Raw genomic sequence first — 26,172 nt, forward strand, 5'->3', positions numbered from 1 at the left:
CCAATCAGGGCTTAGTCCCAATGATGATGCTTGCCATGGCGATGGTGGCCGCCATAGCGGTAATCGTTGGAATAAGAGTTGGAGCGCGAGATATTGCCGCCGAGCGCGGCACCGGCGCCGCCGCCCAACGCCGCGCCAACGAGGCCGCCGCTGCGTCCGCCCATGGCGTTGCCCGCTGCCGTGCCCGCGCCGCCGCCCAGCGCGCCGCCGATGATGGCGCCCGTGCGCTCGCGGCGGTTCGACGTGACTGCGCCGCCTGCGCCGCCGCCCACCGCGCCGCCGATCACGGAGCCCGTGGGGCCGCCTACTGCGCCGCCGATTGCCGCGCCGGCCAGACCGCCCAGCCCGCCACCCAGCGCGTTGTTCATGTCGCCAGCCGTGGCGGGCAACGAAACCGCAGCGGCCAGCGCCGCAATCGCAACCATCGGGATGAATTTTTTCGACATGGTTAACCCACTTGTTTTAAGACGGTGCTGAGTATAGCGACCAACATGAAAGGTCTCTGTAACAAGCGTGGGTTCGTGGGGTAAGACGTGTAACAAAATAATCGCGGCTTTCGTAATGCAATCGCGGGCCATTGCACGCATCAAAATAATCGGATTGAAACTGGGGTCGGTATTGCTCTGATGAAAGCGCTGGAATAAGCGCCCTGTGTGAATGGAGTTGTAGGGTTCGCAGAAATTTGGCTGTAAGTGCCCGCTGCTAGAGTCGCTGCAGGTGTCGTGCCTTCCGTGGCAGTTCGAACCAGATCGACCACTTCATGCATACAGCCCGCGCGTTTCGGCCCATCAAGTCTCTCGCGCTACTTCTGGCCTCGCTTTTCGCGCTGGGCCTGAGCGCGCCTGGCTGGGCCTTCCAGACGAGAATCGTCTCGATCCCCAGCGCGGCGATGAATCGCGCATTCGGCGCCACCGTGGTGTTGCCCGGCGACTACGCGCGCGGCAACGGCACGGCGCGCTATCCGGTGATTTACGTGCTGCACGGTTCGGGCGGCAATCATGCGGACTGGACCTCGAATACGCGTATCGGCAAGCTGGCGGACCGCTATCACGTGATACTCGTGATGCCCGACGGCGGCCGTGAAAGCTGGTACATCGACAGCCCGTTCGATCCCGCGAGCCGCTACGAAACCTATGTGGGCACCGAGGTGGTGTCGTATATCGACGCGCATTTCCGCACGCTCGCCTCGCGCGAGACGCGCGCAATCACGGGTCTGAGCATGGGCGGCTTTGGCGCGCTGCGCATCGCGCTCGATCATCGCGAGACGTTTGGCGCGGCCGGCAGCATCAGCGGCGCGGTCGATCCGCGCAATTGCGAGGACGAACCCGGCATCGACCGCGTATTCGGCAATCCGGCGCTCCATGCCGACTTCTGGACCCGCAATGCCATCGTGGAGGACGCGGGCGGTTTCGAGCATGCGCATATCGCGCTCACCATCGATTGCGGCGTGAGCGATTATTTTGTGCAGTCGAACCGCGCGCTGCACGACAGGCTCATTGCGCTGGGCGTGCCGCACGATTACGCCGAGCGCCCAGGCGGGCATACGTGGCCGTACTGGTCGAATGCCATTCGCTATCAGGTCTTATTCTTTGCCACCTCGTTCAGGCATAACGGGTGGCACGCGCCCGCGCGGCAAGTCTGATGTCGATTCGACTCGCGCGTCAGCGAACCGGCAATTCGAGCCGCGCGAGCTCCGCGAAATAGCGCGCGCCGGTCATCAGAATGTCATCGTTGAAATCATAGCGCGCGTTGTGGAGCGGCGTGCCGCCGCGCTCGGGCACATCGCCGTTGCCGATGAAGACGAAATTGCCGGGCACGGCCTGAAGAAACGCCCCGAAATCCTCTGAGATCATCATCGGCTGGACGTTCGCGTCGACGGCCGCTTCACCGGCGACGTTGCGCGCGGCGTTGACGGCGACATCGAGATATTCGGGCGAGTTGACCGTGGGCGCGAACTCATGCGTGTATTCGAAGCTGCATTCCACGCCATGCGTCGCGCACAGGCCCACGCTGATTTCCCGCATGCGCGTTTCGAGCAGCGTTTGCACTTCTTTTGAATAACTCCGTGTATCGCCTTTGATGATCACATTCGACGGAATGACATTGCGGATACCATCCGTGATGAATTCCGTGCATGAAATCACGGCTTGCAGGCCCGGATCGAGATTGCGCGAAACGATCGTCTGCAAGGCGAGCACGATTTGCGAGGCGATGACGATAGGGTCCACGCCCATGTGCGGGCGCGCTGCGTGCGTGCCTCGTCCTTTGATGTGGATAACGAAATTATCTTCGCTCGCCATGATGCCGCCCGCGCGCGTCGCAAAGGTGCCGGCGCGCATGCCGGGCATGTTGTGCGCGCCGAAAATCGCGTCCACGGGAAAGCGCTCGAACAGGCCGTCGGCCATCATCGCTTTCGCGCCACGGCCATGCTCTTCGGCGGGTTGAAAGATAAAGCGCACGGTGCCGTCGAAATCGCGACGTTCGGCGAGCAGGCGGGCAGCGCCGAGGATTATCGACATATGGCCGTCGTGCCCGCACGCATGCATCTTTCCTGCATTGAGCGAGGCATGTTCGCGGCCCGGCGCGCATTCGGCGATATTCAGCGCATCCATGTCGGCGCGCAGGCCGATTGCGCGCTTGCCGCTGCCGACCGTGAGGTTCGCCACCAGCCCCGTGCCGCCGATGCGGCGATGGACCTCGAGGCCCAACGTCTTCAGGATGCCGGCGATGTAGTCGGACGTGTCGACTTCCTCGAAGCCGGTTTCCGGGCGTTGGTGCAGATACCGGCGCCAACTTTTCAATTGTCCTTGCAGGGTGCTTTCCATGGATGCGTCCTTGTCGATGCCGGTTCAGGGTTAGCGCGCCGGTTGCGAGTTCGATTGTGCGGTCCGTTCGTCGCGGCGTGCGGCCACCGTGTCGGCGCTTTCGCCAACGAGTTCCGCATACACGCCGGGAGCCGTTGCGCCTTCGGTGCTGATCAGCAACACGCGCGATTGCGCATTGAGTTCCACCGCATGAGCGAGAGCGGGATCGTGCAGCAGCTTCGCGAGACCGGCGAGGCCGGCGGCGCCCGATTCGCCGGAAACGATGGGCACGTCGTCATCCGACCCGGCGGCGAGCGCGCGCATGGCCGCTACCGCGTCGTCGTCCTCGATGAGCATGAAGTCGTCGATGCACGCTTGAAGGATCTTCCACGCGAGCGGCGAGGTCTCTCCGCACGCGAGGCCGGCCATGACGGAGTCGACCGAACCCGTGGCTTTCGCGGCGTGTCCCGCGAGCGCGCTTTGATAGAGGCAATCGGCCTGGCGCGGCTCGACCACGACGAAGCGCGGGCGATTCGCGCCGTAGTGCTCCCACAGGTAGCTGGCTACGCCCGCTGCGAGCCCGCCTACGCCGCCTTGCAGGAAGACGTGCGTGAAGGCCGGTTCGCCCGAGGTTGTGCTCGATTGCTCGATGACTTCCGCCGCGATCGTGCCGTATCCCTGCATGACGTCGCGCGGAATGGCTTCGTATCCTTCATAGGAGGTGTCGGACACGACGTGCCAGCCGTTGTCCTTGGCGAGTTGTGCCGCATGCTCCACCGATTCGTCGTAATTGCCCGCAATGCGCACGATGCGCGCGCCGTAGGCCGCAATGGCTTGCTCGCGCTCCGCGCTGACGTTCGCGTGCAGGACGATCACGCAGTGGCATCCGATCGATTGCGCCGCTGCGGCAAGCGCTTTGCCGTGGTTGCCGTCGGTCGCGCTGATGACGGTGAAGTTCGGCACGAGTTCGCGATGTCGGCCGGCGATCAGCGCTTGCGGATCGATGTCGTGGGTGGGCCAGAGGCGCACGATCAGCCGCATCAACGCAATAGGCGCGCCGAGCGCCTTGAAGCTGCACAGCGGCGAGCGCAGCGATTCGTCCTTTACGGCGAGCCGCGCGATGCCGAGTTGCGCGGCGGCGTGGGGCAGGTCCCAGAGCGGCGTCGGCTCCGGGCTGATCAAATCCCAATGGGCGAGCCAGGCGCGGCTTTGATCGGCCGATTTCACGTTCAGGATTGCGCGAAGCGTCTCGGGGTAAGGGCTGCGGTCGGCGCGGGAATGGGCGAGCGGCATGTGACGGGGGCTCCTGGGCCAAAGTGGCCTCGACGATTTGAATTCACGGCGCGAACGCCGTCGACCAGGAAATGATATTGCGCATGCCATGCGAAAAAGTCTCATAATCGCGACCGTATACGCAAAAAAATATCGATTTTCCAGGCGAAAACGAACCTCGGGTCAATGGTGAAATGGCGACAAATCTCGACGCTTTCGATTGCAAATTGCTGATGGAGGTGCAGCGCGACGCGCAGATTCCGCAGAACGAATTGGGTGCGCGCGTGAATCTCTCGACCGCTGCGGTCAACCGCCGGCTGCGGCGACTCGCCGACGAAGGCGTGATCGACCACTACGCGGCCATCGTGGCGCCCGAAAAAGTCGATCATCCGATCACGATTGTCGCGACCATCGAGGTCGAGAGCGAGCAGATCGATTTGCTCGACGCCATGAAGCGCACCTTTGCGCAGTGTCCGCAGATTCAGCAGTGCTATTACGTAGCGGGCGAATGGGATTTCGTGCTGATTCTCGCGGTGCGCAATATGGACCAATACACCGAACTTACGCGCCAGCTATTTTTCTCGAACAACAATGTGAAGCGCTTCAAGACGCTCGTGAGCATGAGCCGCGTGAAGGTGGGGCTCGAAGTCCCGGTCGCGCCGGCCGTGCAGGGCGAGGGCTGAGGCGAAGTTGCGCTGCCCGCGGGCGACGCGGCATCCGTTCACTAGCTTCCCGCCTCACACCTTGCGCAGCGTCTCGATCGTCAGTTCGCGAAACCAGCGGTTGCCTTCGTCATTCTCGAAGGTTTCGTGCCAGTGCACGGTGACCTCCACGCTCGGCATTGCCACCGGCAAATCGTAGATGACGAACTGATCGTACTCGTTGAAGAAGCGCGCGACGCGGCGCGGCAAGGCCACCATCCAGTCGGTGCGCCGCAGAATTTGCGGCACCACCGAAAAATGCGGCACGCGCAGCGCGATCTTGCGGTCGAGTCCCGCCGCGCGCAGTGAGTCGTTGATGGTGCGATGGCTGCTCTCGCTCGATACCACCATGATGTGCTGCATATCCAGGAAGCGCTCGCGCGACATGCGCCTCGCGGGTAGGCCCGCGCGCCGGCGCGTCATGCATACATAGGGTTCGTCGAAAAGCAGGGCGCTGTGCGTGTGCGGCTTGAGCGCCGGCAGATTGCCGATGGCCAGATCGAGCTGCCCAAGGCGCAGCTGCTCGGTCACCTCGGCCACCGGTGCCTGGCGCGCCTCCAGCTTCACATGCGGGGCCACGCGCTGAAGCATTTCGCACAGCGGTGGCAGGAAGAACTGCTCGCCGGCGTCGGTCATCGAAAGATGGAACTCGCGCGAGCTCGTGGCGGGGTCGAACGGCTCGCCGTGGCGCAGCGCCTCGCGTATCGACGCAATCGCGCGACCGAGCGGCAGCGCGAGTTGCTGCGCCGTGGGCGTGGGCAGCATGCCATCAGGAGAGCGAACGAAAAGCGGGTCGTCGAACATCACGCGCAGCCGGCCGAGGGCATAGCTGATGGCCGGCTGAGAAAGGCCCAGGCGCTGGCCCGCGCGCGTGAGACTGCGTTCTTCGAGGATCGCCTGGAACACGCGCACCAGATTCAGGTCGGCTTCGTTGAAATCAGCCATGTTTATGATGTTGATAATATTGATGAATTTGACAGATATCTTAGCCCAAACCTAGACTGGGCTCATCGATTTTGGTGAGACTGCGAGGAGGCTGATTTATGGGCTGCATGAACCCGGGCGCCGGGCTTGCCGGCGAGACGGCGCAGGCGCAATCGCTTGCATTGCCGGCCTTGCTGGCGGCGCGCGCCGCACGCAACGGCGATGCTGCGCTGTTCTCGGACCGCAGGACAAGCTGGAGCGGCGCACAGGCACTCGAGATCGCGGCACGGCGGGCGGGTGCGCTGGCGGCGCACGGCATCCGGCGCGGCGACCGCGTCGCGCTGCTGTGCACGAACCGCAGCGAGTTCATGGAGATCGTGCTGGGCTGCGGGTGGCTGGGCGCCGTGGTCGTGCCCATCAACACCGCTTCGCGCGGCATGCAACTCGAACACATCCTGCGCAATTCGGGCGCGCGCCTCATGGTGGCCGAAACGCATCTCGTGGGCGCGGTGCACGCCATCGATGCGCAAACGCATGCGCTCGAATCGATCTGGCTGATTGAAAGCACCAGGAGCGGCGAGAGCGCTGAAACGCACAACGGCAGCGGCGCTCCGGCGGCCGGTATCTCCGCGACGCGCGAAATCGTGGTGCAGCCGCTGCCGCCGCTGGGCGAGCCGCTCCCCGCGCCGCGCATCGGCGACGGCGAAGCGTTTGCGATTCTCTACACCTCGGGCACCTCGGGCCTCTCGAAGGGGGTGATCTGCCCGCACGCCCAGTTCTACTGGTGGGCGTGCCTTACGGCGGGGCATCTGGGCGTGGTGCCCGGCGACGTGCTCTATACGTGCCTGCCGCTTTTTCATACGAACGCGCTCAACGCGTTTTTCCAGGCACTGGTGTCCGATGCGCAACTGGTCGCGGATCGGCGCTTTTCGGCGAGCGGCTTCTTCGCCTCGCTCATCGAAACCGGCGCTACCGTGACGTACGTGCTCGGCGCGATGGTGCCGATTCTGCTGGGCCGCCCCGCGTCCGCTCAGGAGCGGGCGCACCATGTGCGCATCGCGCTGGCGCCAGGCGTGCCGGGGCATTTTCAGCTGGAATTCACCGAGCGCTGCGGCATCGCACTGCTCGACGGTTATGGTTCGACCGAGACGAACTTCGTGCTCGGCGGCGGCATTGCCGATCAGCGCGCGGGCTATATGGGCAAGCTCGTGCCGGGTTTCGATGCGCGCGTGGTGGATGAGAACGACCGCGAAGTGCCCGATGGCGAGGCGGGCGAGTTGATTCTGCGCGCCGATACGCCGTTCGCCTTCGCGAGCGGCTATTTCGGCATGCCCGAGAAAACCGTGGAGGCATGGCGCAACCTATGGTTTCACACGGGCGACCGGGTGGTGCGCGAGGCGAGCGGCTACTATCGTTTCGTCGATCGTCTCAAGGATGCCATCCGGCGCCGCGGAGAAAATATTTCGTCATACGAAGTAGAGCAGGTGCTGTTGAGTCACCCGGCGGTTGAGACGGCCGCGGTATATGCGGTGAAGTCGGAGTTCGCGGAGGACGAAGTCATGGCCGCGCTGGTGCTGCGCGAAGGCGCGGCGCTCGACGCGCTCGCCCTGATCCGCTATTGCGAGCCGCGTCTGCCATATTTCGCGGTACCGCGCTATCTCGACTTCGTGGCCGATCTGCCGCGCACGGAAAACGGCAAGATCCAGAAGTACAAGCTGCGCGAGGCCGGCATTACGGCCACGGCGTGGGACCTGGAGACGTCGGGCTACCGGCTCGGGCGGACCTAGCCGCAGCGCACGAGCGCAGCATCCCCAACGCCGCCCATGAGACACGGCGGCACCAGCGAGTCACGATAGCCCATCAGAGGCACGAGGAGGCAGCAGCATGGCAAATACCCAAACCTGTTCCGCCGGTGCAACCGACGCGTCGCACGCAGACGCGCGCACGCGTGCGCATGCACTCGATCCGCGCGCCTTGCGCCGCATCGTCATGGCGTCGGTCGCGGGCAACGCGCTCGAATGGTACGACTTCTTTCTCTACAGCACGGCGGCGGCGCTTGTTTTCGGCGAGCTGTTCTTTCCGCGCGGCACCGATCCGCTCATCGGCACGCTCGCGGCATTTGCGGGCTTTGCCGTGGGTTTCGCGGCCCGCCCGTTCGGCGGCGTGCTGTTCGGCCATATCGGCGACCGCTACGGGCGCAAGGGCGCGCTGGTCTGGACCCTCTCGCTGATGGGCGGCGCGACTTTCCTCATCGGCCTTTTGCCCACCTACGGTCAAGTGGGCCTGTGGGCGCCCGCGCTGCTCGTGCTGCTGCGCGTGGTGCAGGGCATTGCATCGGGCGGCGAGTGGGGCGGCGGCGTGCTGATGATCAGCGAGTCCGCGCCGCCGGAGAAGCGCGGCTTTTACGCGTCGTGGAGCCAGATCGGCGTGGGCGGCGGATTCGTGCTCTCGGCGGCGGTGTTCTTCGCCGTGCAGATGCTGCCGCGCGAGAGCTTCATGAGCTGGGGCTGGCGCGTGCCTTTCCTGCTCTCCATCGTCATCTTCGGAGTAGGCGTCTATATTCGCTCGACGCTGCCGGAGAGCACCGAATTCGCGAAGTCCGAGGCGGCGGGCAAGACTTCGCATATGCCGGTGCTCGACGCGATCCGCAAACATCCGCGCGCGATTCTCGTCGCCATGGGGTTGCGCGTGGCAGAGAACGGCGGCTCGTATATCTTCCTCGCGTTCTCGCTCGTCTACGGCAAGTTCATCGGCGTGCCGGGCGCGGTCATGCTCGCGGGCGTGATGATCTCGATGACGGTGGAACTCGCGACGATGCTGCTCTGGGGCCGGCTCTCGGACCGCATCGGCCGCAAGCCCGTGTATCTGATTGGCGCGGTGGGGCTCATCGTCGTGGCGTTTCCGTTCTTCTGGCTGCTCGACACCAAGGCGCCCGCGCTCATCTGGTTCGCGCTGCTGCTCGGCAACGCGGTGTGCCACGGCGCGATGATCGGTACGCAGCCGAGCCTGATGGGCGAGCTTTTCAGCACGGAGGTGCGCTATTCGGGCATGGCGCTGGGCCACGAGATTGCCTCGGTGTTTGCGGGCGGGCTTTCGCCGCTCGTCGCCACCGCGCTGCTCGCGAAGTATCACGCGGCGTGGCCCGTCGCGCTGATGCTGATGGCGATGGGCGCCATTACGGTGATTGCTCTCATGTGCACGCGGGAAACGGTGCGCGGCGCCACACGCAATGGCCCATACGACAACGCACGATAAGGAACACGAATCAATGCCATCACGCGGATATGACGGCGTCTTGCTGAGCGCGGGTGTGGAGGTGCCGTATCGCCGTCAGGCGAGCGGCTTCTCGACGGGAGACCTGCTCGCGCAGGCATTCTCGGCGGCGCTCGCGCAATCGGGCTTCGCCGCGCGCGAGATCGACGGGCTGGGCGTGGCCTCGTTCACCCTGGGACCCGACCACGCGATCGATCTTGCATGGCGCCTGGGCCTCTCGCCACGCTGGTGCATGGACGATTGCCACGGAGGCGCAAGCGCGATCAATCTGCTGCAACACGCGATTCGCGCGATCCAGTGCGGGGACGCGAACGTCATCGTGCTGGTGTCGGGCGACAGTTTCGAGCCCGCCGATTTCAGACGCCTCGTCGATCACTACAACCTCACCACCCGGACCTGGCTGCGTCCGCTCGAAAGCGGCGGCCCGAACGCATTGTTCGCGATGCTCACGCAACAACATGCAAAGCGCTTCGGACTGACGCGCGCCGACTACGGCGCACTATGCGTGGCGCAGCGCGCGTGGGCCGCGCTCAACCCGCTCGCGGTCTATCGCACACCGCTCACGCTCGACGATTATCTGGACGCGCCGCTCGTGGCCGCTCCGCTGGGCCGTTACGATTGCGTGCCCGTGGTGTGCGGCGCGAATGCGCTCGTGGTGGCGCGCGCGGACCTCGTCAAGCCAGGCCGGCATGTGCGCGTACGCGCGCTGCAATGCCGCTACAACGCCGATCACCAGCTGGGCGACGGCCTGCAAACTTCGCTGGCGGCACTCGCCCCGGAGCTCTGGCGCGAGGCGCAGGCGACGCCGGCCCGCATGGACGTGGTCTCGGTCTACGACGACTATCCGGTCATGGCGCTCGTGCAGCTCGCGGACCTGGGCTTCGCGCCCGACGGCGATCTACGCGCGCTGATTGCGCGCATCGCGTCGCGCACGCTGCCGGTGAATACCTCGGGCGGCCAACTATCGGCGGGACAGGCAGGCGCTGCGGGCGGCATGCACGGCCTCGTGGAAGCCGTCATGCAATTGCGCGGCGCAGCGGGCGAGCGCCAGGTCGAGCACGCGCGGCTCGCGCTGGTGAGCGGCTACGGCATGGTCGAATACCGCTACGGCATGTGCGCGAACGCCGTGGTGCTCGAAGCGGCAGGACATTCGCAATGAAACAGACCACGAAGCTCGAAGTGTTTCGCTGCACCGCGTGCGGCGCGACGCTTTTTCCCGCACGCTATCTGTGCCCGGCGTGTGGCGGCGCTCGATGGACGAAGCCGGTGGTGTCGGGTGGCACGGTGCTTGCCGCAACCACGGTGAGCCACCGCGTTGGGGCGAGCGAGCCGGGCACCGTGCATCTCGCGAGCGTGCGCACCGATGCCGGGCCGGTCGTGATCGCAAGGCTCGAAGCAGCGGCGAGCGAAGGCGAGGCCGTTTTGCTCGAGGTCGACGAGGAGAGCCGGATTCTGGCCCGCGTGCGTTGAGGGCGGGGCAGGGGCATCGCGTTTCAGGCGCCTGGGACATTGCGGGCATTTCGTGCTGGAGGCGTCGTCGTCGAGCAGACGTCCCGGTCCGGTCCGGTGCGCCGCGATCTCGATCAGGATCCCATAGCAATCTCAGGCGATGGTGTCGACTACGCCGCCGTCCACGCGCAAGGCCGCACCGGTGGTGGCGGAAGCCTGCTGCGAGCATGCGTAGACGACCATGTTCGCCACTTCGTCCACGCTCGCCGCGCGGCGGATGATGGACGAGGCGCGGTGCTGCTGCACGAAAGCCGCGGCGACTTCCTCGATGGATTGGCCCGTTTTCGCGACTTCGTCCTTGAGCATCGCTGCCACGCCTTCCGAAAGTGTCGGGCCCGGCAGCACCGAATTCACCGTCACGCCGGTGCCGGCGAGCCGCTTGGCGAGGCCGCGCGCTACCGCGATCTGCGCGGTCTTGGTCATGCCGTAATGGATCATGTCCGCGGGAATATTCAGGCCCGACTCCGACGAAATGAACACGATGCGCCCCCAGCCCTGCTCGACCATGTCGCCCGCATAGGCACGCGAGAGCCGCACGCCCGACATCACGTTGGTTTCGAAAAAGCGCAGCCATTCGCTGTCGGGAATGGCGAAGAAGTCTTCCTGCGCGAAGACGCCGAGATTGTTCACGAGAATGTCCACCCGCGGATGCGCTTTCACGAGCGCTTCGCAGCCCGCGTCGTTCGAGAGGTCGCCGACGAAACCCCGCACCTGCGCGCCCGGCACGGCTTTACGCACGGCGGCTTCTGCGTCGCGCACGTGGGCTTCGTGACGGCTGCTCACGATCACCCCGGCGCCGGTGCCGGCAAGCCCTTTGGCTGTGGCGAGCCCAATGCCCGCTGCCGACCCGGTGACCAGCGCGAGCTTTCCTGACAAATCGATTTTCATCGTTGCTCCTGTCTCTTGCAAAGCGTGGGTGAAACGCGCCGTCACTGCGCCCTCACTCAGAGGGATGGCCGGCGTGAGCGGAACCGGCAGTGTACTGCGGGCATGGGCTCACTGCTCGCTTCGCGCATGCTGGTCGGCGCGCGATGCCCATTTCGGGGTCGCTGATGCTGTCCCTGCCGGTTTCCATGCGCCCCGCGAAGCGGCGCGTGATTTCGTCCGCGCCGTTCAACGCACTCAGCGTGAAGTCGTACCAGCCGCCCGACGCATCGAGCAGCCAGCGTTGCCCGGCACGGCCCCGTGCGGGGACGGTGAGCGTCCATGGACCGTCGGCGCGATAGGCGTTTGCGCTCACCGTGCACCCGGCCTGCGCGGGTCCGCTATTGGTGACTGTGAGCACGAGGGTGTTGGCGGCCTCGTCGTAGGCCAGGCGCATTTCGATGGCGGGCGCGCGCGATGCGGCACTCACGTTGCCAGTGAAGCGGCGATGAAAACCGTTGGGCCCGAGCACCGTTGCGGGATCGTGATGCGGTCGCCGAAGCCGCGCACGCCGGGCAGCGTGCCGAGATAGTGGTCGAACGCGCGGTTTTCCTGCATGAAGATCACGACATGCTGGACGTCCCGGATCGTGCCGGTGGCGTTGCTCGCCGGTATCGCGAGCGCGCGCCGGATGGCCTGCGCAAAGAGGCTGAGCATGGCGCTTGCGGTGGCGCTGCGCAAAAAGCGGCGGTGGTCCTTCGAGGTCATGGGGCCAACGTTGCTCCGGGCTTTATGAGGGGCTTGCACCCGCGAGCATGACACGTTGGACGATTCAAGGCATGGCGACGCGATGCAGGATGTCGAGCAACTGCGAGACGGCAAAAGGCTTGCGCAGGAAGCCGATCAGGTCCGCGTCGGCGGGCGGCGTGACGAGCGCGGAGACGAGTACCATCGGCACGCTTGCTAGCGCGCTGTTGCGGCGCATTTCCCGCATTAATGCGAGGCCGTCCATATGCGGCATCATGCAATCCGAAATCACGACATCGGGCGGATCGGCGAGCGCGGTCTTGAGCGCATCCGTCCCATCCCCGGCAGTCCTGACCCGATAGCCTTCCTGACCGACTAGCTCCTTGAGCGCGTTCAGGGCATTAATGTCGTCGTCTACGAGTAATACGGTAGCCATGCTTGGTTTGCCTGTGCGACGCGCACTCGCTGATGTTCGCACGGTTATGACACCGTGCACCCGTGTTTTCGCGGTTTCCCGCTCCCCGGACACTGCCCGGGTTGGCGTATTCCCGCGCTTGCCCTGCGTAGGTCGGAGTTTTGCAGACGAACGCGCATTTTCCGTGCCCGAGGCGGCGCACCGTGACCTCGACTGGAGGCATGGCGCACGGGAATCACTCGAATGACGCAGCAAATGAATCAGCAGTTGGCGTTCCCGGGGGCAAAGGTGCGTTTTCGCGCGTAGGCGATGTCATGAAAAATTCAAATAGTGCCAGGCAATGTCGGCCAATGCGTGGCCATTCGTGGGCATTCGGATCGCTCGCGTCCCCGCTCCAACGGGCTCTTCGATCAAGCCTGCAACTTTCGAGCCGCGATGTTTCCATTCTTTGCACGGGGATTTAATGCGTCATCCTGTTTCTTTTCATGGGATTATGCGAATTGAATATCCGCGAAACTATTCCTTGAGACAGGTCGCCCAATTGCAATCATTTCGACATGCATAACGCATTCCGATGCAATTCGGATAAGCCACATCGATGTTTTTAAAGGATAATCACTCCCAGAAGGGAGACGTTCAATATGACGTTCATTCCCGCCGGCCCAGCTGCGCTTTGCGCGCGCCGCCGGAATAGACACGGCTTTCTTCGGGCAGGCGTTTCTTCCTTGGTAAACAGTGGCGATCACGCCAGGCGGGAATTGTGCGGATGTCGAGGCGCCCGCTCACGGCGCCATGCGCCTTCATCCGCCTTCGAATCCGCTGCCCCTTTTGCACGGGCAAGCACATGGCAGACGCATCGATACGGGGTCGTGCCGCCGGGTTCGCATCGCAAGACGCGGGCAACCCGGTGCGCGTTCGCGCCGTCTGCGCGTTGCCCCTCGTCTTGCATCTGGTCTTGCCCCAGGCCTTGCCCCGTGCGCCGGGTACACCCTGCGCGCGCCCGCCAGGCTTCGATCCACCCGTATTCGTAATCGCATTCATAGGCCCGCTAACGGAATTCCCATACCGCTTTGCGCGTGGCGTTCCGGCACGGGCCGATCACCGGCCAGCCACCTCAGGAGATTTCCGGGGGGAAATCGCTTTTAAATTCGGGGCGGCTGCCATTAACCATAGGGAGCCCGAGATGAAAGTTGGCAATAACAATTGGCGGAATGCACACAACAATGACGCGGCACTGCCGGACTTTCTGGCCGCGCGCGTCGACCGCTATTACACCGAACGCGTGCAGCAGAGTTGGGCGGGAGGCCACATCATGAAGGGACGTGTTCCGGATGCCGACGCTTTGCATCTTTCGAGCAACGACTATTTGTCGATTGCTCGTCACCCCGAGATTCTCGATGCCATGTGCATGAGCATCCGCTCCGAAGGAAACGGCCTTCTGATGTCGGGGGTGTTCCTCCATGGGGACGATTGCCCGCAACTGAATCTAGAAGACCGTTTCGCGCGCTTCATGGGCGCAGAGGCGAGCGTGCTGTGCCAGTCGGGGTTCGCGGCCAATACGGGGTTGATCCAGTCGATCGCGAACGCGCAGACGCCCGTGTATGTGGACATGATGGCGCACATGTCGCTCTGGGAGGGCATCCGCGCTGCCGGAGCGAAGGCCATCAGCTTTTTCCACAATGACGTCGAGCATCTGGAACAACGCATCCAGCGCTACGGGCCGGGCATCGTGATCGTCGATTCGGTGTACAGCACGAATGGCAGCGTCTGCCCGCTGCAGGCTTTTGCGGAGGTGTGCGCCGAACACGATTGCGTGTTCGTGGTGGACGAGTCGCATTCGCTCGGCACGCACGGTCCGCATGGCGCGGGGCTCGTCGCCGAGCTGGGGCTCACCGACCGCGTGCACTTTCGCACCGCGAGCCTCGCGAAGGCGTTTGCGGGCCGCGCGGGCATCATCAGTTGCTCGCGGCGCTTCCAGGAGTATTTCAAGTGCGAGGCCTTGCCGGCGATCTTCAGCTCGACGCTGCTGCCGCACGAAACCGCAGGCCTTGCGGCCACGCTCGACGTGATCGAGCGCGACGACTGGCGCCGCATGCGGGTGGCAGCGAACGCGCGCTACCTGCGCATGAGCCTCGCGGAGCTCGGCTACAACCTTAATGGCAGCGAAACGCAGATCATTGCGCTCGAGGCCGGGCCGGAGCCACAAACCATCGCGCTGCGCGATGCGCTCGAGGCGCGCGGCATTTTCGGGTCGGTGTTCTGCGCGCCCGCGACCGCGCAGAATCGTTCGCTCGTGCGTTTGTCGATCAATGCGATGCTCAGCGAGCCGGAGCTCGAACGGATCGTGGAGGTCTGCGAAGCCATCCGCGATGAAGTGCAAATGTGGAACTGGCCCTCGACGCGCCGTCTCATGGAGCGCGGCGCCACGCGCATGCGCCAGCCGCGCCCGCTCGCCGACCTGCAGGTGGCCGCGTGACGACGGCGTGAGGCTTGCATGAAAGCAGCGCGAGGGCGACAGGCAAGCGGCGTGCGCGATTCAGCGCGACACAGTGCATTCGGTGCATTCAGCGAGAATCCCACGCCGCGTGGACTTCGCGGTCGAGCTGCTGCAGCCAGGTATCGTAGGGCAGCACGTTGTCGAGCGTGAGTCCCTCAGGCTCCTTGACGACGGAATAGATATAGCGGCGCTCGCCGACGAATTCGGATGCCGGATGCATATACGGCTCCCATTGCTCGCATTGCGTCGGATAGTAGCCTTCGGTGCGCCAGAAATAGGGCAGGCTGCGATGGCTGTCGAGCTCGGCGTGAAACGACGCGGGCGCGCCTTGCTCGACCGCGATCTCGTGCACGCCGCGCAGCGACTCCTCGGTGTGGATGATGAGCAGATACGCGGTGCCCTGCGCATCGAACATGAGCAGGCCGTGCGGCTGATACGAGAGATAGCGTTCGACGATGCCGAGCGATTCGCAAATGCCCTGCACGTGCGCGGCGAGTGCGCGATCGTTGAGGAACGCGTATTCCGAAACGGCGAGTGCGTCGAGCACCGAACCACTGGCCTTGTCGAAATACGCGGCCTGCATGTCGCGAATGGCCTGATTCAGGGTTTCTACCGCATCGACTTCGTGCTTGCGAATGAAGCGGTCGATCAGCCCTTCGTTGAAGCTCTTGACGGCCACGTGCTCGTCGGCTTTGCCGGTGAGCACGATTTTCTTAAGCGCCGGATTGGTGAGGCGGCGGCAGAACTCGATGCCGTTGAGCTCGGGCATGTCGTAGTCGATCACCACGACCGAGACCGATTCGAAGCGCTCCGGCCGGTGCACGAGCGAGCGGATGGCGTCCACGCGCATGGCAATGACCTGATGCGCATCGTTTTCTTCGGTGCGGTCGAGATAGGGGCTGAAAATGGGCGAGGCCGGCCGGTCCTGTGCCGCGCGGTCGTTCAGGAACTTCAGGGCTTCCGTGGGCGAACTGAACAGCCGGAACGCGAGTTCGGGATCGAGCTGCAGGCTCAGATTCGATAGAAACGCCGCGCTGTCGTCGACAAACGCAGCGGTGGTCGGCCAGAAAAACGGCTGAATGGCTTTCGGAGTGGCTTTCGTCATGGCGCTGGGAATGTCAAAACAAACTCGGTGTACTTGCCTTTCACCGAAGAGCAGGCAATTGCTCCCCCCATCGCTTGCATGACATCGTGGCAAAAAGCCAGCCCGATTCCTGCTCCGAGCGACACGTCATCGGTGGTGGTGGATGAAGTATAAAAGCGGGTAAAGATGTGCGGCAAGACTTCAGACGAAATACCGGACCCGGTATCGCTGAAAATCAGGCGATTCGCACGGTTGTCGCGATTGGCCGGCTCGAGCCGGATGGAAATATGCGCGCCGTCGATGCTGCCCATGTGCCGAAACGCATTTTTGAGCAGATTGAACAGCACGTGCACGGTGAGCATTTCGGAACCGTTGAATTCGAAATCGGGGCGCAAATTGCAATGCACGCGCGCACGGTCGCCTTCGCGAAATGGATAGCGCGCAAGTGCGGTTTCCACGCAATGCGCAATCGAGCACGTTGTTGCGTTTTGCATGGTCGTGCCCGAGAAGCGCGCGGTAGCGAGCAGCATGTCGATGATCGCGTTCGAATGAAGCGCTTCCTGTTCGATGCGGCTCACTACGCCGTGCATCGAATACAAATGCGCACTGCGTATTTTTGGCACCGGCAGGCGGTTGCGCTGGGCGAGCGCATAGGTGTCGAGCAGCGCGGGCAAGTAGCGCATGAGGCCGGCCGCCCCCACGCGAATCGCGACGAGCGGCGTGCGCAGTTCATGCGCGACGCTGCCCGCCGTCGCCAGCATGGCGCGCTCCTGCTCGATCTGGATGCGGTCCTGATCGTAGTTCGCCAATGCGCCGATGGCCACCGCGAACGAGAAAATCGCGAGGTGGGTCAGATAGGTGGAATCGAGCGCGATGGGCTCGGTGGTGAGCACATAGGCGATCAGCGCTAGCCCGATGCCCACGAGAAACTGCAGCACCAGCATGAGCCAGTCGAGCAGCAGCACCATGACGAAGGCGGCGATCAGCGCGCTCTCGACCCAGACTTCGTTGCCGTTGTTCTTGAGCAGCATGAAGGTGAAGAAGAACGGCAGCGCATAGAGCGTGGCGATGTACCAGTACCAGGGCAGCAGTTTTTTGACCGCGGCGGGCCAGCGCTCGAAAGCGAGGATCGGCACAAACAGCGCGGAGCCGATCAGGCGCAGCGTGAGATTTTCATAAGGCTGCGGGAAGAGGTTTTTCCAGACATAGTAGTAAAGCGGGAAGCCAATGGCCGCGACCACGGCGAGCGGCCGCATGCGGCGCTTCACGTACTGGAGGTTGCGCATGGCGGGCGCGAATGCCCGCACCATGCGCGGCTTGAGCGCCGCCCAACCGCGGCGCGCGCGCGTCGTGATTCTCGATACGTTCATCAGGGTGGAATCGCTCATTGTTCGATGCCGGATTCGCTGCCGGCCTTGACTGCGCATATGTCTCCAGGCTCGTACGAGGCCCGGGTGCGAAGCGGTCCCAGGACACGCACGTTCCGGTTCCCGTAGCCAGGGTCTGTTTCCAATGTGAAAAGACCCTGGTGATGACAATACCATCATTGTGCCGCGCCGATGCAGCCGGCAAGGGCCGCGAGCGTCACATGCGGCCGGGCGAGGAAAGCGAGGGGGGAATGAGGCGGGGAATACACGCCGAACGGCGGAGCCGGGCGATGACCGCGGCGCGCCCCGCGCAGGCGGGGCGCCCGGAAGAAGGGCGGGGCGCTGGTTTTACGCGCGAGACTGGAATTGTTCGCGCAGACGAAAGCGCTGGATCTTGCCGGTCGCGGTCTTCGGTAAATCGTCGACGAAAACAATCTCGCGCGGATACTTGTGCGGGGCCAGCCGCGCCTTGACGAAGGCCTTCAGCGCAGCGGCGAGCGCCGCGTGGCCGTCTTGCGCGGCGTCTGCTTGCGCTTCCTGCTTGAGCACGACGAAAGCACAGGTCTTCACGAGCCCGTCCTGATCCGCGCCGATCACGGCCGCTTCGAGCACCGCCTCGTGCTGCACGAGCACCATCTCCACTTCGATGGGTGAGACGTACTGGCCGCTCACCTTGAGCATGTCGTCGCTGCGGCCCGCATAGACGTAGCAGCCGTTGGGCAGGCGCCGATATTTGTCGCCGCTCTTGACCCACTCGCCCTGGAATGTCGTGCGCGACTTCTCGCGGTTGTTCCAGTACATCAAGGCCGCGCTCGGGCCGCGAATATAGAGGTCGCCAATTTCTCCATCGGGCACGGGCCGCTCCGACTCGTCGCGCAGCGCGATGTCGTAGCCGGGCACGGGGCGCCCCGTGGTGCCGTATTCGACCTCGCCAGGACGGTTCGAAAGAAAAATGTGCAGCATTTCCGTTGAGCCGATGCCGTCGAGAATGTCGCTGCCGAAATGGCGCTTAAAGCGCTCTCCGGTCTCGCGCGGCAGCGCCTCGCCCGCCGAGGTGCAAATGCGCAGCGCGACATCCGCGCGCTCGGGCAGATTGGGCGAAGCCAGCATGCTGGCATACAGCGTGGGCACGCCGTAGAAGACCGTGGGGCGATGCTTGACGAGGCGCGCGAACACGGCGTTGGCGGTGGGGCGCTCGGCCATCAGCACCGTGGTCGCGCCCACCGAGAGCGGAAACGACAGCGCATTGCCGAGCCCGTAGGCAAAGAACAGCTTGGCCGCGGAAAACACCACGTCGCTTTCGCGGATGCCGAGCACGGATTTGGCATAGGTTTCCACGGTCCAGTAGAGATTGGCGTGGGTATGCACCGTGCCCTTGGGCTTGCCCGTCGATCCCGACGAATAGAGCCAGAAGGCGATGTCGTCGCCGCTCGTTTGCGCTGCGTGCGCGGCGGCCTGGGCGCGGTCGATCAGGTCATGGAGAGTCTTTGTGCCCTGCGTGTCGTGAAGCGCGTCGGCGAGCGGCGCGGAAACGACCAGCGCGCAATGCTCGCGACCGGTTTCGCCGTTGGCGACGGATTGGGCATGGACCTCCTCGAGCGCGTCGCTCACGGCGGGCAGCACCGCACCCGATGCAATCACGAGCCGTGCGCGGCTATGCGCGAGCATATAGGCGTAGTCGGCGGAGGTGAGCAGCGTGTTGACGATCACGGGCACGACGCCCGCATATAGCGCGCCGAGAAAGACCACGGGCAGCTCGACGGTGTCGAGCATCACGAGCAGGATGCGCTCTTCGGCGCGCACGCCCAGCGCGTGCAGCGCGGCGCTAAAGCGACGCGCGCGAGTTTCGAGTTCGCCGTAAGCAAGCGTGCCGGTGTCGTCGATATAGGCGGGCTTGCTGGCGCGCGCGGCATTCAGCGCGAACAGGTGTGCCGCGAAGTTCAGTTGCGCGGGCGGCGGCACACTGGCTGGCGCGCTCGATGTCCGCGGGGCCGCGGCGGCTGCCGAGGTCGCGGTAGGGGCCGGCGACGCTGCTTGGGTATCCACGATGCTGTCTCCGCTCTGTCTGCCTCGATCGCGCGGCCTTGCGGGCTATGGCCACGCGTATGCGCGGCCCCTTCGATCGTCGGTCGTTATGAAGCTGCTTTGCCGGTCAATCCGGACTGCCTGGTAATTCGATATTCGGCCGCGGCTCATGCCGCTGGCCTGGCGGGGCGGCGATTCGCGCGCCGGCCAGTGCCGCCGCTTACGTTGGCGCCGGGGTGAAGGCCGGGGTGAACGCTATTGCACCTTGCGGCAGCAGATAGAGCACGAGTGCTTCGCCATGCGCGACGGTAGGGCGATGCGCACTGCCTGGGCCGTAGACACACCAGCCCGCAGGCCGGCCGTCGAACGTCGCGCCGGGCGTGGTGGGCATGATGAGATCGATTTCCCCGTGCGGGTGGGTATGGTGCGGGCCGGCAAGATCCTGCATCTGCACGACGTCGACAGAAAATCCATGCGTGGCGGGCAGCGGCTTGAGGACACGCCCATAGCGCAGCCCCCCGGCCTCGCGCTGGCACATCGAGCCTTGCGCGATGCCTTCGCGGCAAGCGTTTTCGAGCGCCGCGAAGGTCGGACTGCCGTTCGGCCAGGTGGCGTTGAGCCACGTGTCGAGTGCATCATCCAGCGGACGGCCGGCAATTTGTTTCGTGACGCCTGCGATCAGGCGCTCGAAGTCTTGCGGGGACATGCGGGTCTCCTGTCGGCCGCACCTGGCGCTTTGGCTGTCGGGCGGAGTGAGTCCTTTAGCACCGACTCCGCCCCGTGCAATGCGCTCATTGCGGTCCCATGCTATGCGAGTTGCCGTGCGGCGTCTGTGTTTGTCGTGGGACGAGCTTTTGGCGAAAATTAGCGTTTAGAAAAATGCATGTCAAGCACTATAGTACATAAAATAAGGTTGGGAGGTCTCTCAAGATGAAGCAAACTTACGTTGCCGAAGCGCAGCCGGAAGAGCCCGCGAACGCTCATGAAGCGGCCGATGCGGGGCGCAGCGAGCGTGACCCGTTCCTGACCGCGATGGGCGAGCGCGTGCGCATGCTGCGCGCGCGCCGCGGCATGACGCGCAAGACGCTGGCGGCGGAAACCGGGCTGTCCGAGCGCCACCTCGCGAATCTGGAGTCGGGTGTGGGCAATGCCTCCGTGCTGGTGCTGCGCCAGATCGCGGCCACGCTCAATTGCCCGCTCGCGGAAGTGATCGGCGATGTCACCACGGCTTCGGCAGAATGGCTGCTGATCCGCGAGCTGCTGCAGGGGCGCGATCCGGCCTCATTGCAGCGCGCGCGTATCGCGCTCGCCGAAATGTTCTCGCAGGCGCCCGCCGACCCCCACCGCAACGAGCGCATCGCGCTCATCGGCCTGCGGGGCGCGGGCAAGTCCACGCTCGGTCGCATGCTCGCGCAGGAGCTCAAGGTGCCGTTCGTCGAGCTCACGCGCGTGATCGAGCAACTGGCGGGCTGCCCGCCCTCGGAGATTCACTCGCTCTACGGCGCAAGCGCGTACCGCCGCTATGAGCAGCGCGCGCTGGAGGCCGTGATCGCCGAGCATCCGCGTGCCGTGATTGCGTCGCCGGGCGGCCTCGTGTCCGAGCCGGCTACCTTCAACACGCTGCTCGCGCACTGCTTCACGGTCTGGCTCCAGGCCGCGCCCGAGGAGCACATGCGCCGGGTGGTGGCGCAGGGCGACCTGCGCCCCATGTCGGGCAACCGCGAAGCGATGGACGACCTCAAGCGCATTCTGGCGGGCCGCAGCGAATTCTACGGTCGCGCGGACATGCGCTTCGACACCAGCGAAAAGACGCTTGCCGACGCCTATCTGCAACTGCGCGACCGCATCGCGGCCCGGCTTGGCGCGGAGCCGGCGCGCATCGACTGAGGAAGGCTGGCGTGGGCTGCCGGGGCCGTCAAATGCAATCCAATACATTTCGTGGTTTACCCGCCGGCGCCGGAAATATGCACTAAAATGCTTTACATGGGGTATGTGTTGCACTATCGTTCATTGAAACGAAGTGCACACCTTCTAGCTTGCATGAGACCGGAGTCAGCGCTTTGCGTGCGCCCCGGTCGACAGGAGACGCCCCATGACCGCAGCAGATACCGCCGTCGCACAGCCGGCCGCCCAGCCAGTTGCCCAACCGGCCGCTTCGCGAGTCGACTACCGCACCGACCCCTCGCAGTACCGGCACTGGAAGCTCAGCTTCGAGGGCGCCGTCGCGACGCTTGGCATCGACATCGCCGAAGACGGTGGCATTCGCGAAGGCTACAAGCTGAAGCTCAATTCATATGACCTCGGCGTGGACATCGAACTGTACGATGCACTCCAGCGCATCCGCTTCGAGCACCCCGAGGTGCGAACCGTGGTGGTCACGAGCCTCAAGGACCGGGTGTTCTGCTCCGGCGCCAATATCTTCATGCTGGGCCTCTCCAGCCACGCGTGGAAGGTCAACTTCTGCAAGTTCACCAACGAAACACGCAACGGCATCGAGGATTCGTCGCGGCATTCGGGCCTGAAATTCATTGCCGCCGTGAACGGCGCGTGCGCCGGCGGCGGCTATGAACTGGCGCTCGCCTGCGACGAGATCCTGCTGGTGGACGACCGGTCGTCCACGGTGGCGCTGCCCGAGGTGCCGCTGCTGGGCGTGCTGCCCGGCACGGGCGGCCTCACCCGCCTCACCGACAAGCGCAAAGTCCGTCACGACCGTGCCGATATCTTCTGCACCGTGGCCGAGGGCATTCGCGGCGAGCGCGCGAAAGCGTGGCGTCTCGTGGACGACGTGATCAAGCCCAACCGCTTCGGCCAGGCGGTGCAGGTGCGCGCGCTCGAACTGGCCGCGTCGAGCGACCGGCCCGAACCGGGGCAGGGCGCGCAGGGCGTCGCGCTTACGCGAATCGAGCGCGTCGAGCACGAGAACGGTCTGAGCTATGCAAACGTCGATGTGGTGATCGATCGCGCGAAGCGCACGGCCACCTTCACCGTGAAAGCGCCCGACCTCGCACAAGCGCCGCTGCCCGAAGGCATCGAGGCTATCGTCGCGGCCGGCGCCGCCTGGTGGCCGCTGCAGTTTGCCCGCGAACTGGACGATGCGATCCTCGCGATGCGCACCAACGAGCTCGACATCGGCACGTGGATCTTCAAAGCAGAAGGCGACGCCCGCGGCGTGCTGGCCGCCGACGCCGCGCTGCTCGAGCACCGCGGCCACTGGTTCGTGCGTGAGACCATCGGCATGCTGCGCCGCACGCTTGCGCGCATAGATGTCTCGTCGCGTTCGCTGTTCGCGCTGATCGAGCCGGGCTCGTGCTTTGCCGGCACATTCGCGGAACTCGCCTTCGCCGCCGACCGCAGCTATATGGCGGCGCTGCCTTCGAGCGAAGACGAAGAGCCAGTTATTACGTTATCCGAAGCAAATTTCGGGATCTATCCGATGATCACGCAGCAGTCGCGTCTCGCGCGGCGCTTCTATGAAGAGGCCGAGCCGCTCGACGCCGCGCGTGCGCGGATCGGCCAGCCGGTGAAGCCGGCCGAGGCGGAGCGCCTCGGGCTCGTGACCGCCGCGCCCGACGACATCGACTGGGCCGACGAGATCCGCATCGCACTGGAAGAGCGCGCGGCCATGTCACCCGATGCGCTCACGGGTCTGGAAGCGAATCTGCGCTTCAACGGCGTCGAAACCATGGAGACGCGTATTTTCGGCCGCCTCTCGGCATGGCAGAACTGGATCTTCAATCGCCCCAACGCGGTAGGCGAAAAGGGCGCGCTCAAGGTGTACGGCAAGGGCAGCAAGGCGCAGTTCGATCTTGCACGCGTGTAGTCGCGGGCAAGGCTGCAAGCCTCGCTTTCATCCCGATCCCTTATAGCCGCTCCGGCCCAAGGAACCGATATGTCCACGATCAACTACAGCGAAAAGATCCCCAACAACGTCAATCTCGCCGACGACCGCGCGTTGCAGCGCGCACTGGAGCAGTGGCAGCCGAATTTTCTCTCGTGGTGGGGTGACATGGGGCCCGAGGGCTCGCATGGCTTCGACGTGTATCTGCGCACGGCGGTGAGCGTGGATGCGGGTGGCTGGGCGCATTTCGATCACGTGAAGATGCCCGATTATCGTTGGGGGATTTTTCTCGCGCCCGGCGAAGCGGAGCGCAAGATCCATTTCGGCGCGCACAAGGGCGAGTCCGCGTGGCAGGAGGTGCCTGGCGAGCACCGCGCGAATCTGCGCCGCATCATCGTCACGCAGGGCGACACCGAGCCCGCCTCGGTCGAGCAGCAGCGGCACCTGGGCCTGACGGCGCCGTCGCTCTACGACCTGCGCAACCTGTTCCAGGTGAACGTGGAGGAGGGGCGTCACCTATGGGCGATGGTCTATCTGCTGCATCGCTATTTCGGCCGGGACGGTCGTGAGGAAGCCGAAGCATTGCTCGAGCGCCGCTCGGGCGACGACGACAACCCGCGCATTCTCGGCGCTTTCAACGAAAGAACGCCGGACTGGCTCGCGTTCTTCATGTTCACCTACTTTACCGACCGCGACGGAAAGTTCCAGCTTTCGGCGCTGGCCGAATCGGGCTTCGATCCGCTCGCTCGCACCACGAAATTCATGCTGACCGAAGAGGCGCATCACATGTTCGTCGGCGAGTCGGGTGTCTCGCGCGTGGTGCAGCGCACCGCGCAGGTCATGAACGAACTCAAGAGCGACGACCTCAGCCGCTTGCGCGCCGCAGGGGTGATCGACCTCGAAACGATCCAGCGCTACCTGAATTTTCACTACTCGGTGACGATCGACCTGTTCGGCGCGGATCATTCGTCGAACGCGGCCACGTTCTATAGTTCGGGACTGAAGGGGCGTTACGAGGAAACGAAGCGTGACGACGACCATAAGCTCGAGGGCATGACTTATCGCCTGCTCGACGTGGAAGGCGACAAACTCGTCGAGCGCGACGTGCCGATGCTCAACGCCATGAACGAAGTGCTGCGCGACGACTACATCAAGGACTCGGTGGCGGGCGTGAACCGCTGGAACAAGGTGCTGGAGAAGGCGGGCATCGACTTTCGCCTAAGCGTGCCGCACAAGGCGTTCAATCGCCAGATCGGCACTTTCGCGGGCGTGCGCGTCGCGCCGGACGGCCGTGTGATCGACGAGGCGCAATGGGCCGCGAACGAGGCGAAGTGGCTGCCCACGCCCGAAGACCGCGCGTATGTCGCGTCGCTCATGGGCCGCGTGGCGCAACCGGGCAAGTTCGCTAACTGGATCGCGCCGCCGGCGATGGGCATTAACCGGCAGCCGGTCGATTTCGAATACGTGCGCTTCAATTGAACGGCAGGTGAATAGAGCCTGGCGAGACCATCATGAACGCTCCAATTTCCGTGGAGATCCTCAGGCAGCACCTGATCGATCCCGAGATCTGCATTCGCTGCAATACCTGCGAAGAGACGTGTCCGATCGATGCCATCACGCACGACGGCGTCAACTACGTGGTGAAGGCGGACGTCTGCAACGCATGCATGGCCTGCGTGCCGCCGTGCCCGACTGGCGCGATCGACAACTGGCGCAATGTGCTCAAGGCCGAGGCGTATGGCATCGACGAACAGTTCGGCTGGGACGAACTCCCCACGCAAAATCCCACGGTGAGTGCGCCCGATGTTGCGGCTGCCTCTACGTCATCGGCCGGCGCGGACGCACCGCAAGCCGCTGCCACGCAGAACGACGGCGACGGCGCGCCGGGCTCCGGCCCGGACATGGTGCGCGGCGCGACCGTGCCGCCGTGGTCGGCGGCGCGGCCCTATGTGCACCTGTACACGCACAAGGCGCCTACCACCGCAACCGTGGTGGGCAACTATCGGCTCACGGACGCCGCCACGGAAAGCGATATCCATCACATCGTGCTCGATTTCGGCACGATGCCGTTTCCGGTGCTCGAGGGGCAGTCGATCGGCATTCTGCCGCCCGGCAAGAGCGCCGATGGCCGGGCGCATCACGCGCGCCAGTACTCGGTCGCGAGCCCGCGCGACGGCGAGCGGCCCGGCTACAACAATGTCTCGCTCACCGTGAAGCGTGTGATGCGCGATTACAGCGGCAACGCCACGGACGGCGTGTGCTCGAATTACCTGTGCGACCTGAAAAAGGGCGACGTGGTGAGCGTGATCGGCCCGTTCGGCAGCACCTTCCTGATGCCGAACCATCCGAACTCGCATCTGCTGATGATCTGCACCGGCACGGGCTCCGCGCCCATGCGTGCGATGACCGAGTACCGGCGCCGCCGCAGGCTCAAGGGCGCAACGGGCAAGCTGATGTTGTTCTTCGGCGCGCGCACGCACCAGGAGCTGCCATATTTCGGACCGCTCATGAATCTGCCGAAGGATTTCATCGACACGAATCTGGCGTTTTCGCGCACGCCGGGCCAGCCCAAACGCTACGTGCAGGACGCGATGCGCGAGCGCGCCGTCGATGTGGCGCAACTGCTCAAGGACGGCAATACCCACATCTACGTGTGCGGACTCAAGGGCATGGAAGACGGCGTGCTGCAGGTGCTCGGCGAGATCGCGCAGGCGCACGGCATGGGGTGGGATGCGCTGTGGGAGCGGCTCAAGCGGGAAGGGCGGCTGCACCTCGAAACGTACTGAAGCCGAACCGGGCCATCAAATGCAGGAAAGTGCAGTTTCAGTCGACAGGGTTTAAGCACGATCGTT

Annotated in this window: 22 protein-coding genes and 1 pseudogene; 11 read left to right on the plus strand and 12 right to left on the minus strand. The window is 64.5% G+C overall.

Annotated features, from left to right (window positions below; translation table 11 throughout):
* Positions 1–11 precede the first annotated feature (11 nt).
* Complete coding sequence (locus P5W98_RS23700) at positions 12–446, minus strand: hypothetical protein (protein ID WP_421025685.1); 435 nt, start codon at positions 444–446, stop codon at positions 12–14.
* Positions 447–760: 314 nt separating this feature from the next.
* Between P5W98_RS23700 and P5W98_RS23705 the strand changes: the two genes are divergently transcribed.
* Entirely contained in the window at positions 761–1,642 is an 882-nt protein-coding gene (locus tag P5W98_RS23705; RefSeq protein ID WP_421025684.1) for an alpha/beta hydrolase, read from the plus strand.
* Positions 1,643–1,661: 19 nt separating this feature from the next.
* Here P5W98_RS23705 and P5W98_RS23710 read toward each other — a convergent pair whose 3' ends face one another.
* Positions 1,662–2,825 (minus strand): M20 aminoacylase family protein, encoded by a 1,164-nt coding sequence (locus P5W98_RS23710; RefSeq protein ID WP_421025683.1) that lies wholly within the window; start codon positions 2,823–2,825, stop codon positions 1,662–1,664.
* A gap of 30 nt (positions 2,826–2,855) precedes the next feature.
* A complete protein-coding gene (locus tag P5W98_RS23715; RefSeq protein ID WP_421025682.1) occupies positions 2,856–4,097 on the minus strand; it encodes a diaminopropionate ammonia-lyase in 1,242 nt (413 codons plus the stop codon).
* A gap of 173 nt (positions 4,098–4,270) precedes the next feature.
* Between P5W98_RS23715 and P5W98_RS23720 the strand changes: the two genes are divergently transcribed.
* A complete protein-coding gene (locus P5W98_RS23720; RefSeq protein WP_421025681.1) occupies positions 4,271–4,759 on the plus strand; it encodes an Lrp/AsnC family transcriptional regulator in 489 nt (162 codons plus the stop codon).
* A 54-nt stretch (positions 4,760–4,813) separates the two neighbouring features.
* Here the strand turns inward: P5W98_RS23720 and P5W98_RS23725 are convergent, their stop codons facing one another.
* The gene (locus P5W98_RS23725) at positions 4,814–5,722 is read right to left on the minus strand and encodes a LysR family transcriptional regulator (RefSeq protein WP_421025680.1); all 909 of its coding nucleotides are present in this window, start codon (positions 5,720–5,722) and stop codon (positions 4,814–4,816) included.
* Between the two features lie 107 nt (positions 5,723–5,829).
* Here P5W98_RS23725 and P5W98_RS23730 point away from each other — a divergent pair, with 107 nt between their 5' ends.
* From P5W98_RS23730 to P5W98_RS23745, 4 genes are all read left to right on the plus strand, one after another.
* Positions 5,830–7,488 carry an ATP-dependent acyl-CoA ligase gene (locus P5W98_RS23730; protein WP_421027019.1) on the plus strand — a complete coding sequence of 553 codons (1,659 nt, stop codon included), beginning with the start codon at positions 5,830–5,832 and terminating at the stop codon, positions 7,486–7,488.
* A gap of 97 nt (positions 7,489–7,585) precedes the next feature.
* Positions 7,586–8,956, plus strand: a complete 1,371-nt coding sequence (locus P5W98_RS23735) for an MFS transporter (RefSeq protein WP_421025679.1) — start codon at positions 7,586–7,588, stop codon at positions 8,954–8,956.
* A 13-nt stretch (positions 8,957–8,969) separates the two neighbouring features.
* Positions 8,970–10,133 (plus strand): thiolase family protein, encoded by a 1,164-nt coding sequence (locus tag P5W98_RS23740; protein ID WP_421025678.1) that lies wholly within the window; start codon positions 8,970–8,972, stop codon positions 10,131–10,133.
* Entirely contained in the window at positions 10,130–10,444 is a 315-nt protein-coding gene (locus P5W98_RS23745) for a Zn-ribbon domain-containing OB-fold protein (protein WP_421025677.1), read from the plus strand. Before P5W98_RS23740 ends, P5W98_RS23745 begins: the two co-directional genes overlap by 4 nt.
* A gap of 132 nt (positions 10,445–10,576) precedes the next feature.
* Here P5W98_RS23745 and P5W98_RS23750 read toward each other — a convergent pair whose 3' ends face one another.
* The 4 genes and pseudogenes from P5W98_RS23750 to P5W98_RS23765 form a co-directional block, all read right to left on the minus strand.
* On the minus strand, positions 10,577–11,371 hold the full coding sequence (locus P5W98_RS23750) for an SDR family NAD(P)-dependent oxidoreductase (protein ID WP_421025676.1): 795 nt from the start codon (positions 11,369–11,371) through the stop codon (positions 10,577–10,579).
* A 52-nt stretch (positions 11,372–11,423) separates the two neighbouring features.
* The gene (locus P5W98_RS23755) at positions 11,424–11,837 is read right to left on the minus strand and encodes a phospholipase domain-containing protein (RefSeq protein WP_421025675.1); all 414 of its coding nucleotides are present in this window, start codon (positions 11,835–11,837) and stop codon (positions 11,424–11,426) included.
* A gap of 47 nt (positions 11,838–11,884) precedes the next feature.
* Positions 11,885–12,115, minus strand: a pseudogene (locus P5W98_RS23760) (alkaline phosphatase family protein); the annotation flags it as partial.
* Positions 12,116–12,179: 64 nt separating this feature from the next.
* A complete protein-coding gene (locus P5W98_RS23765; RefSeq protein WP_421025674.1) occupies positions 12,180–12,530 on the minus strand; it encodes a response regulator in 351 nt (116 codons plus the stop codon).
* Between the two features lie 1,162 nt (positions 12,531–13,692).
* Between P5W98_RS23765 and cqsA the strand changes: the two genes are divergently transcribed.
* A complete protein-coding gene (gene cqsA / locus P5W98_RS23770) occupies positions 13,693–14,985 on the plus strand; it encodes an alpha-hydroxyketone-type quorum-sensing autoinducer synthase (RefSeq protein ID WP_421025673.1) in 1,293 nt (430 codons plus the stop codon).
* An 88-nt stretch (positions 14,986–15,073) separates the two neighbouring features.
* On the opposite strand, the gene P5W98_RS23775 is transcribed toward cqsA, so the two are convergent.
* The 4 genes from P5W98_RS23775 to P5W98_RS23790 form a co-directional block, all read right to left on the minus strand.
* Positions 15,074–16,111: a response regulator gene (locus tag P5W98_RS23775; RefSeq protein WP_421025672.1), complete on the minus strand. Its 1,038-nt coding sequence runs from the start codon at positions 16,109–16,111 to the stop codon at positions 15,074–15,076.
* On the minus strand, positions 16,108–17,478 hold the full coding sequence (locus P5W98_RS23780) for a sensor histidine kinase (protein WP_421025671.1): 1,371 nt from the start codon (positions 17,476–17,478) through the stop codon (positions 16,108–16,110). Before P5W98_RS23780 ends, P5W98_RS23775 begins: the two co-directional genes overlap by 4 nt.
* 327 nt (positions 17,479–17,805) lie before the next feature.
* Positions 17,806–19,419 (minus strand): benzoate-CoA ligase family protein, encoded by a 1,614-nt coding sequence (locus tag P5W98_RS23785; protein ID WP_421027018.1) that lies wholly within the window; start codon positions 19,417–19,419, stop codon positions 17,806–17,808.
* 283 nt (positions 19,420–19,702) lie between these two features.
* Positions 19,703–20,188, minus strand: a complete 486-nt coding sequence (locus P5W98_RS23790; protein ID WP_421025670.1) for a DUF4863 family protein — start codon at positions 20,186–20,188, stop codon at positions 19,703–19,705.
* A 224-nt stretch (positions 20,189–20,412) separates the two neighbouring features.
* Between P5W98_RS23790 and P5W98_RS23795 the strand changes: the two genes are divergently transcribed.
* The 4 genes from P5W98_RS23795 to boxA all read left to right on the plus strand — a co-directional run bounded on the left by P5W98_RS23795 (position 20,413) and on the right by boxA (position 26,106).
* The gene (locus P5W98_RS23795; RefSeq protein ID WP_421025669.1) at positions 20,413–21,369 is read left to right on the plus strand and encodes a helix-turn-helix transcriptional regulator; all 957 of its coding nucleotides are present in this window, start codon (positions 20,413–20,415) and stop codon (positions 21,367–21,369) included.
* 205 nt (positions 21,370–21,574) lie between these two features.
* A complete protein-coding gene (gene boxC, locus P5W98_RS23800) occupies positions 21,575–23,302 on the plus strand; it encodes a 2,3-epoxybenzoyl-CoA dihydrolase (RefSeq protein WP_421025668.1) in 1,728 nt (575 codons plus the stop codon).
* Between the two features lie 69 nt (positions 23,303–23,371).
* On the plus strand, positions 23,372–24,799 hold the full coding sequence (boxB, locus tag P5W98_RS23805; RefSeq protein WP_421025667.1) for a benzoyl-CoA 2,3-epoxidase subunit BoxB: 1,428 nt from the start codon (positions 23,372–23,374) through the stop codon (positions 24,797–24,799).
* A 32-nt stretch (positions 24,800–24,831) separates the two neighbouring features.
* Positions 24,832–26,106, plus strand: a complete 1,275-nt coding sequence (gene boxA / locus P5W98_RS23810; RefSeq protein ID WP_421025666.1) for a benzoyl-CoA 2,3-epoxidase subunit BoxA — start codon at positions 24,832–24,834, stop codon at positions 26,104–26,106.
* Positions 26,107–26,172: the final 66 nt, after the last annotated feature.

This window comes from Paraburkholderia sp. A1BS-2L (assembly GCF_051125205.1).
Taxonomy (GTDB): domain Bacteria; phylum Pseudomonadota; class Gammaproteobacteria; order Burkholderiales; family Burkholderiaceae; genus Paraburkholderia.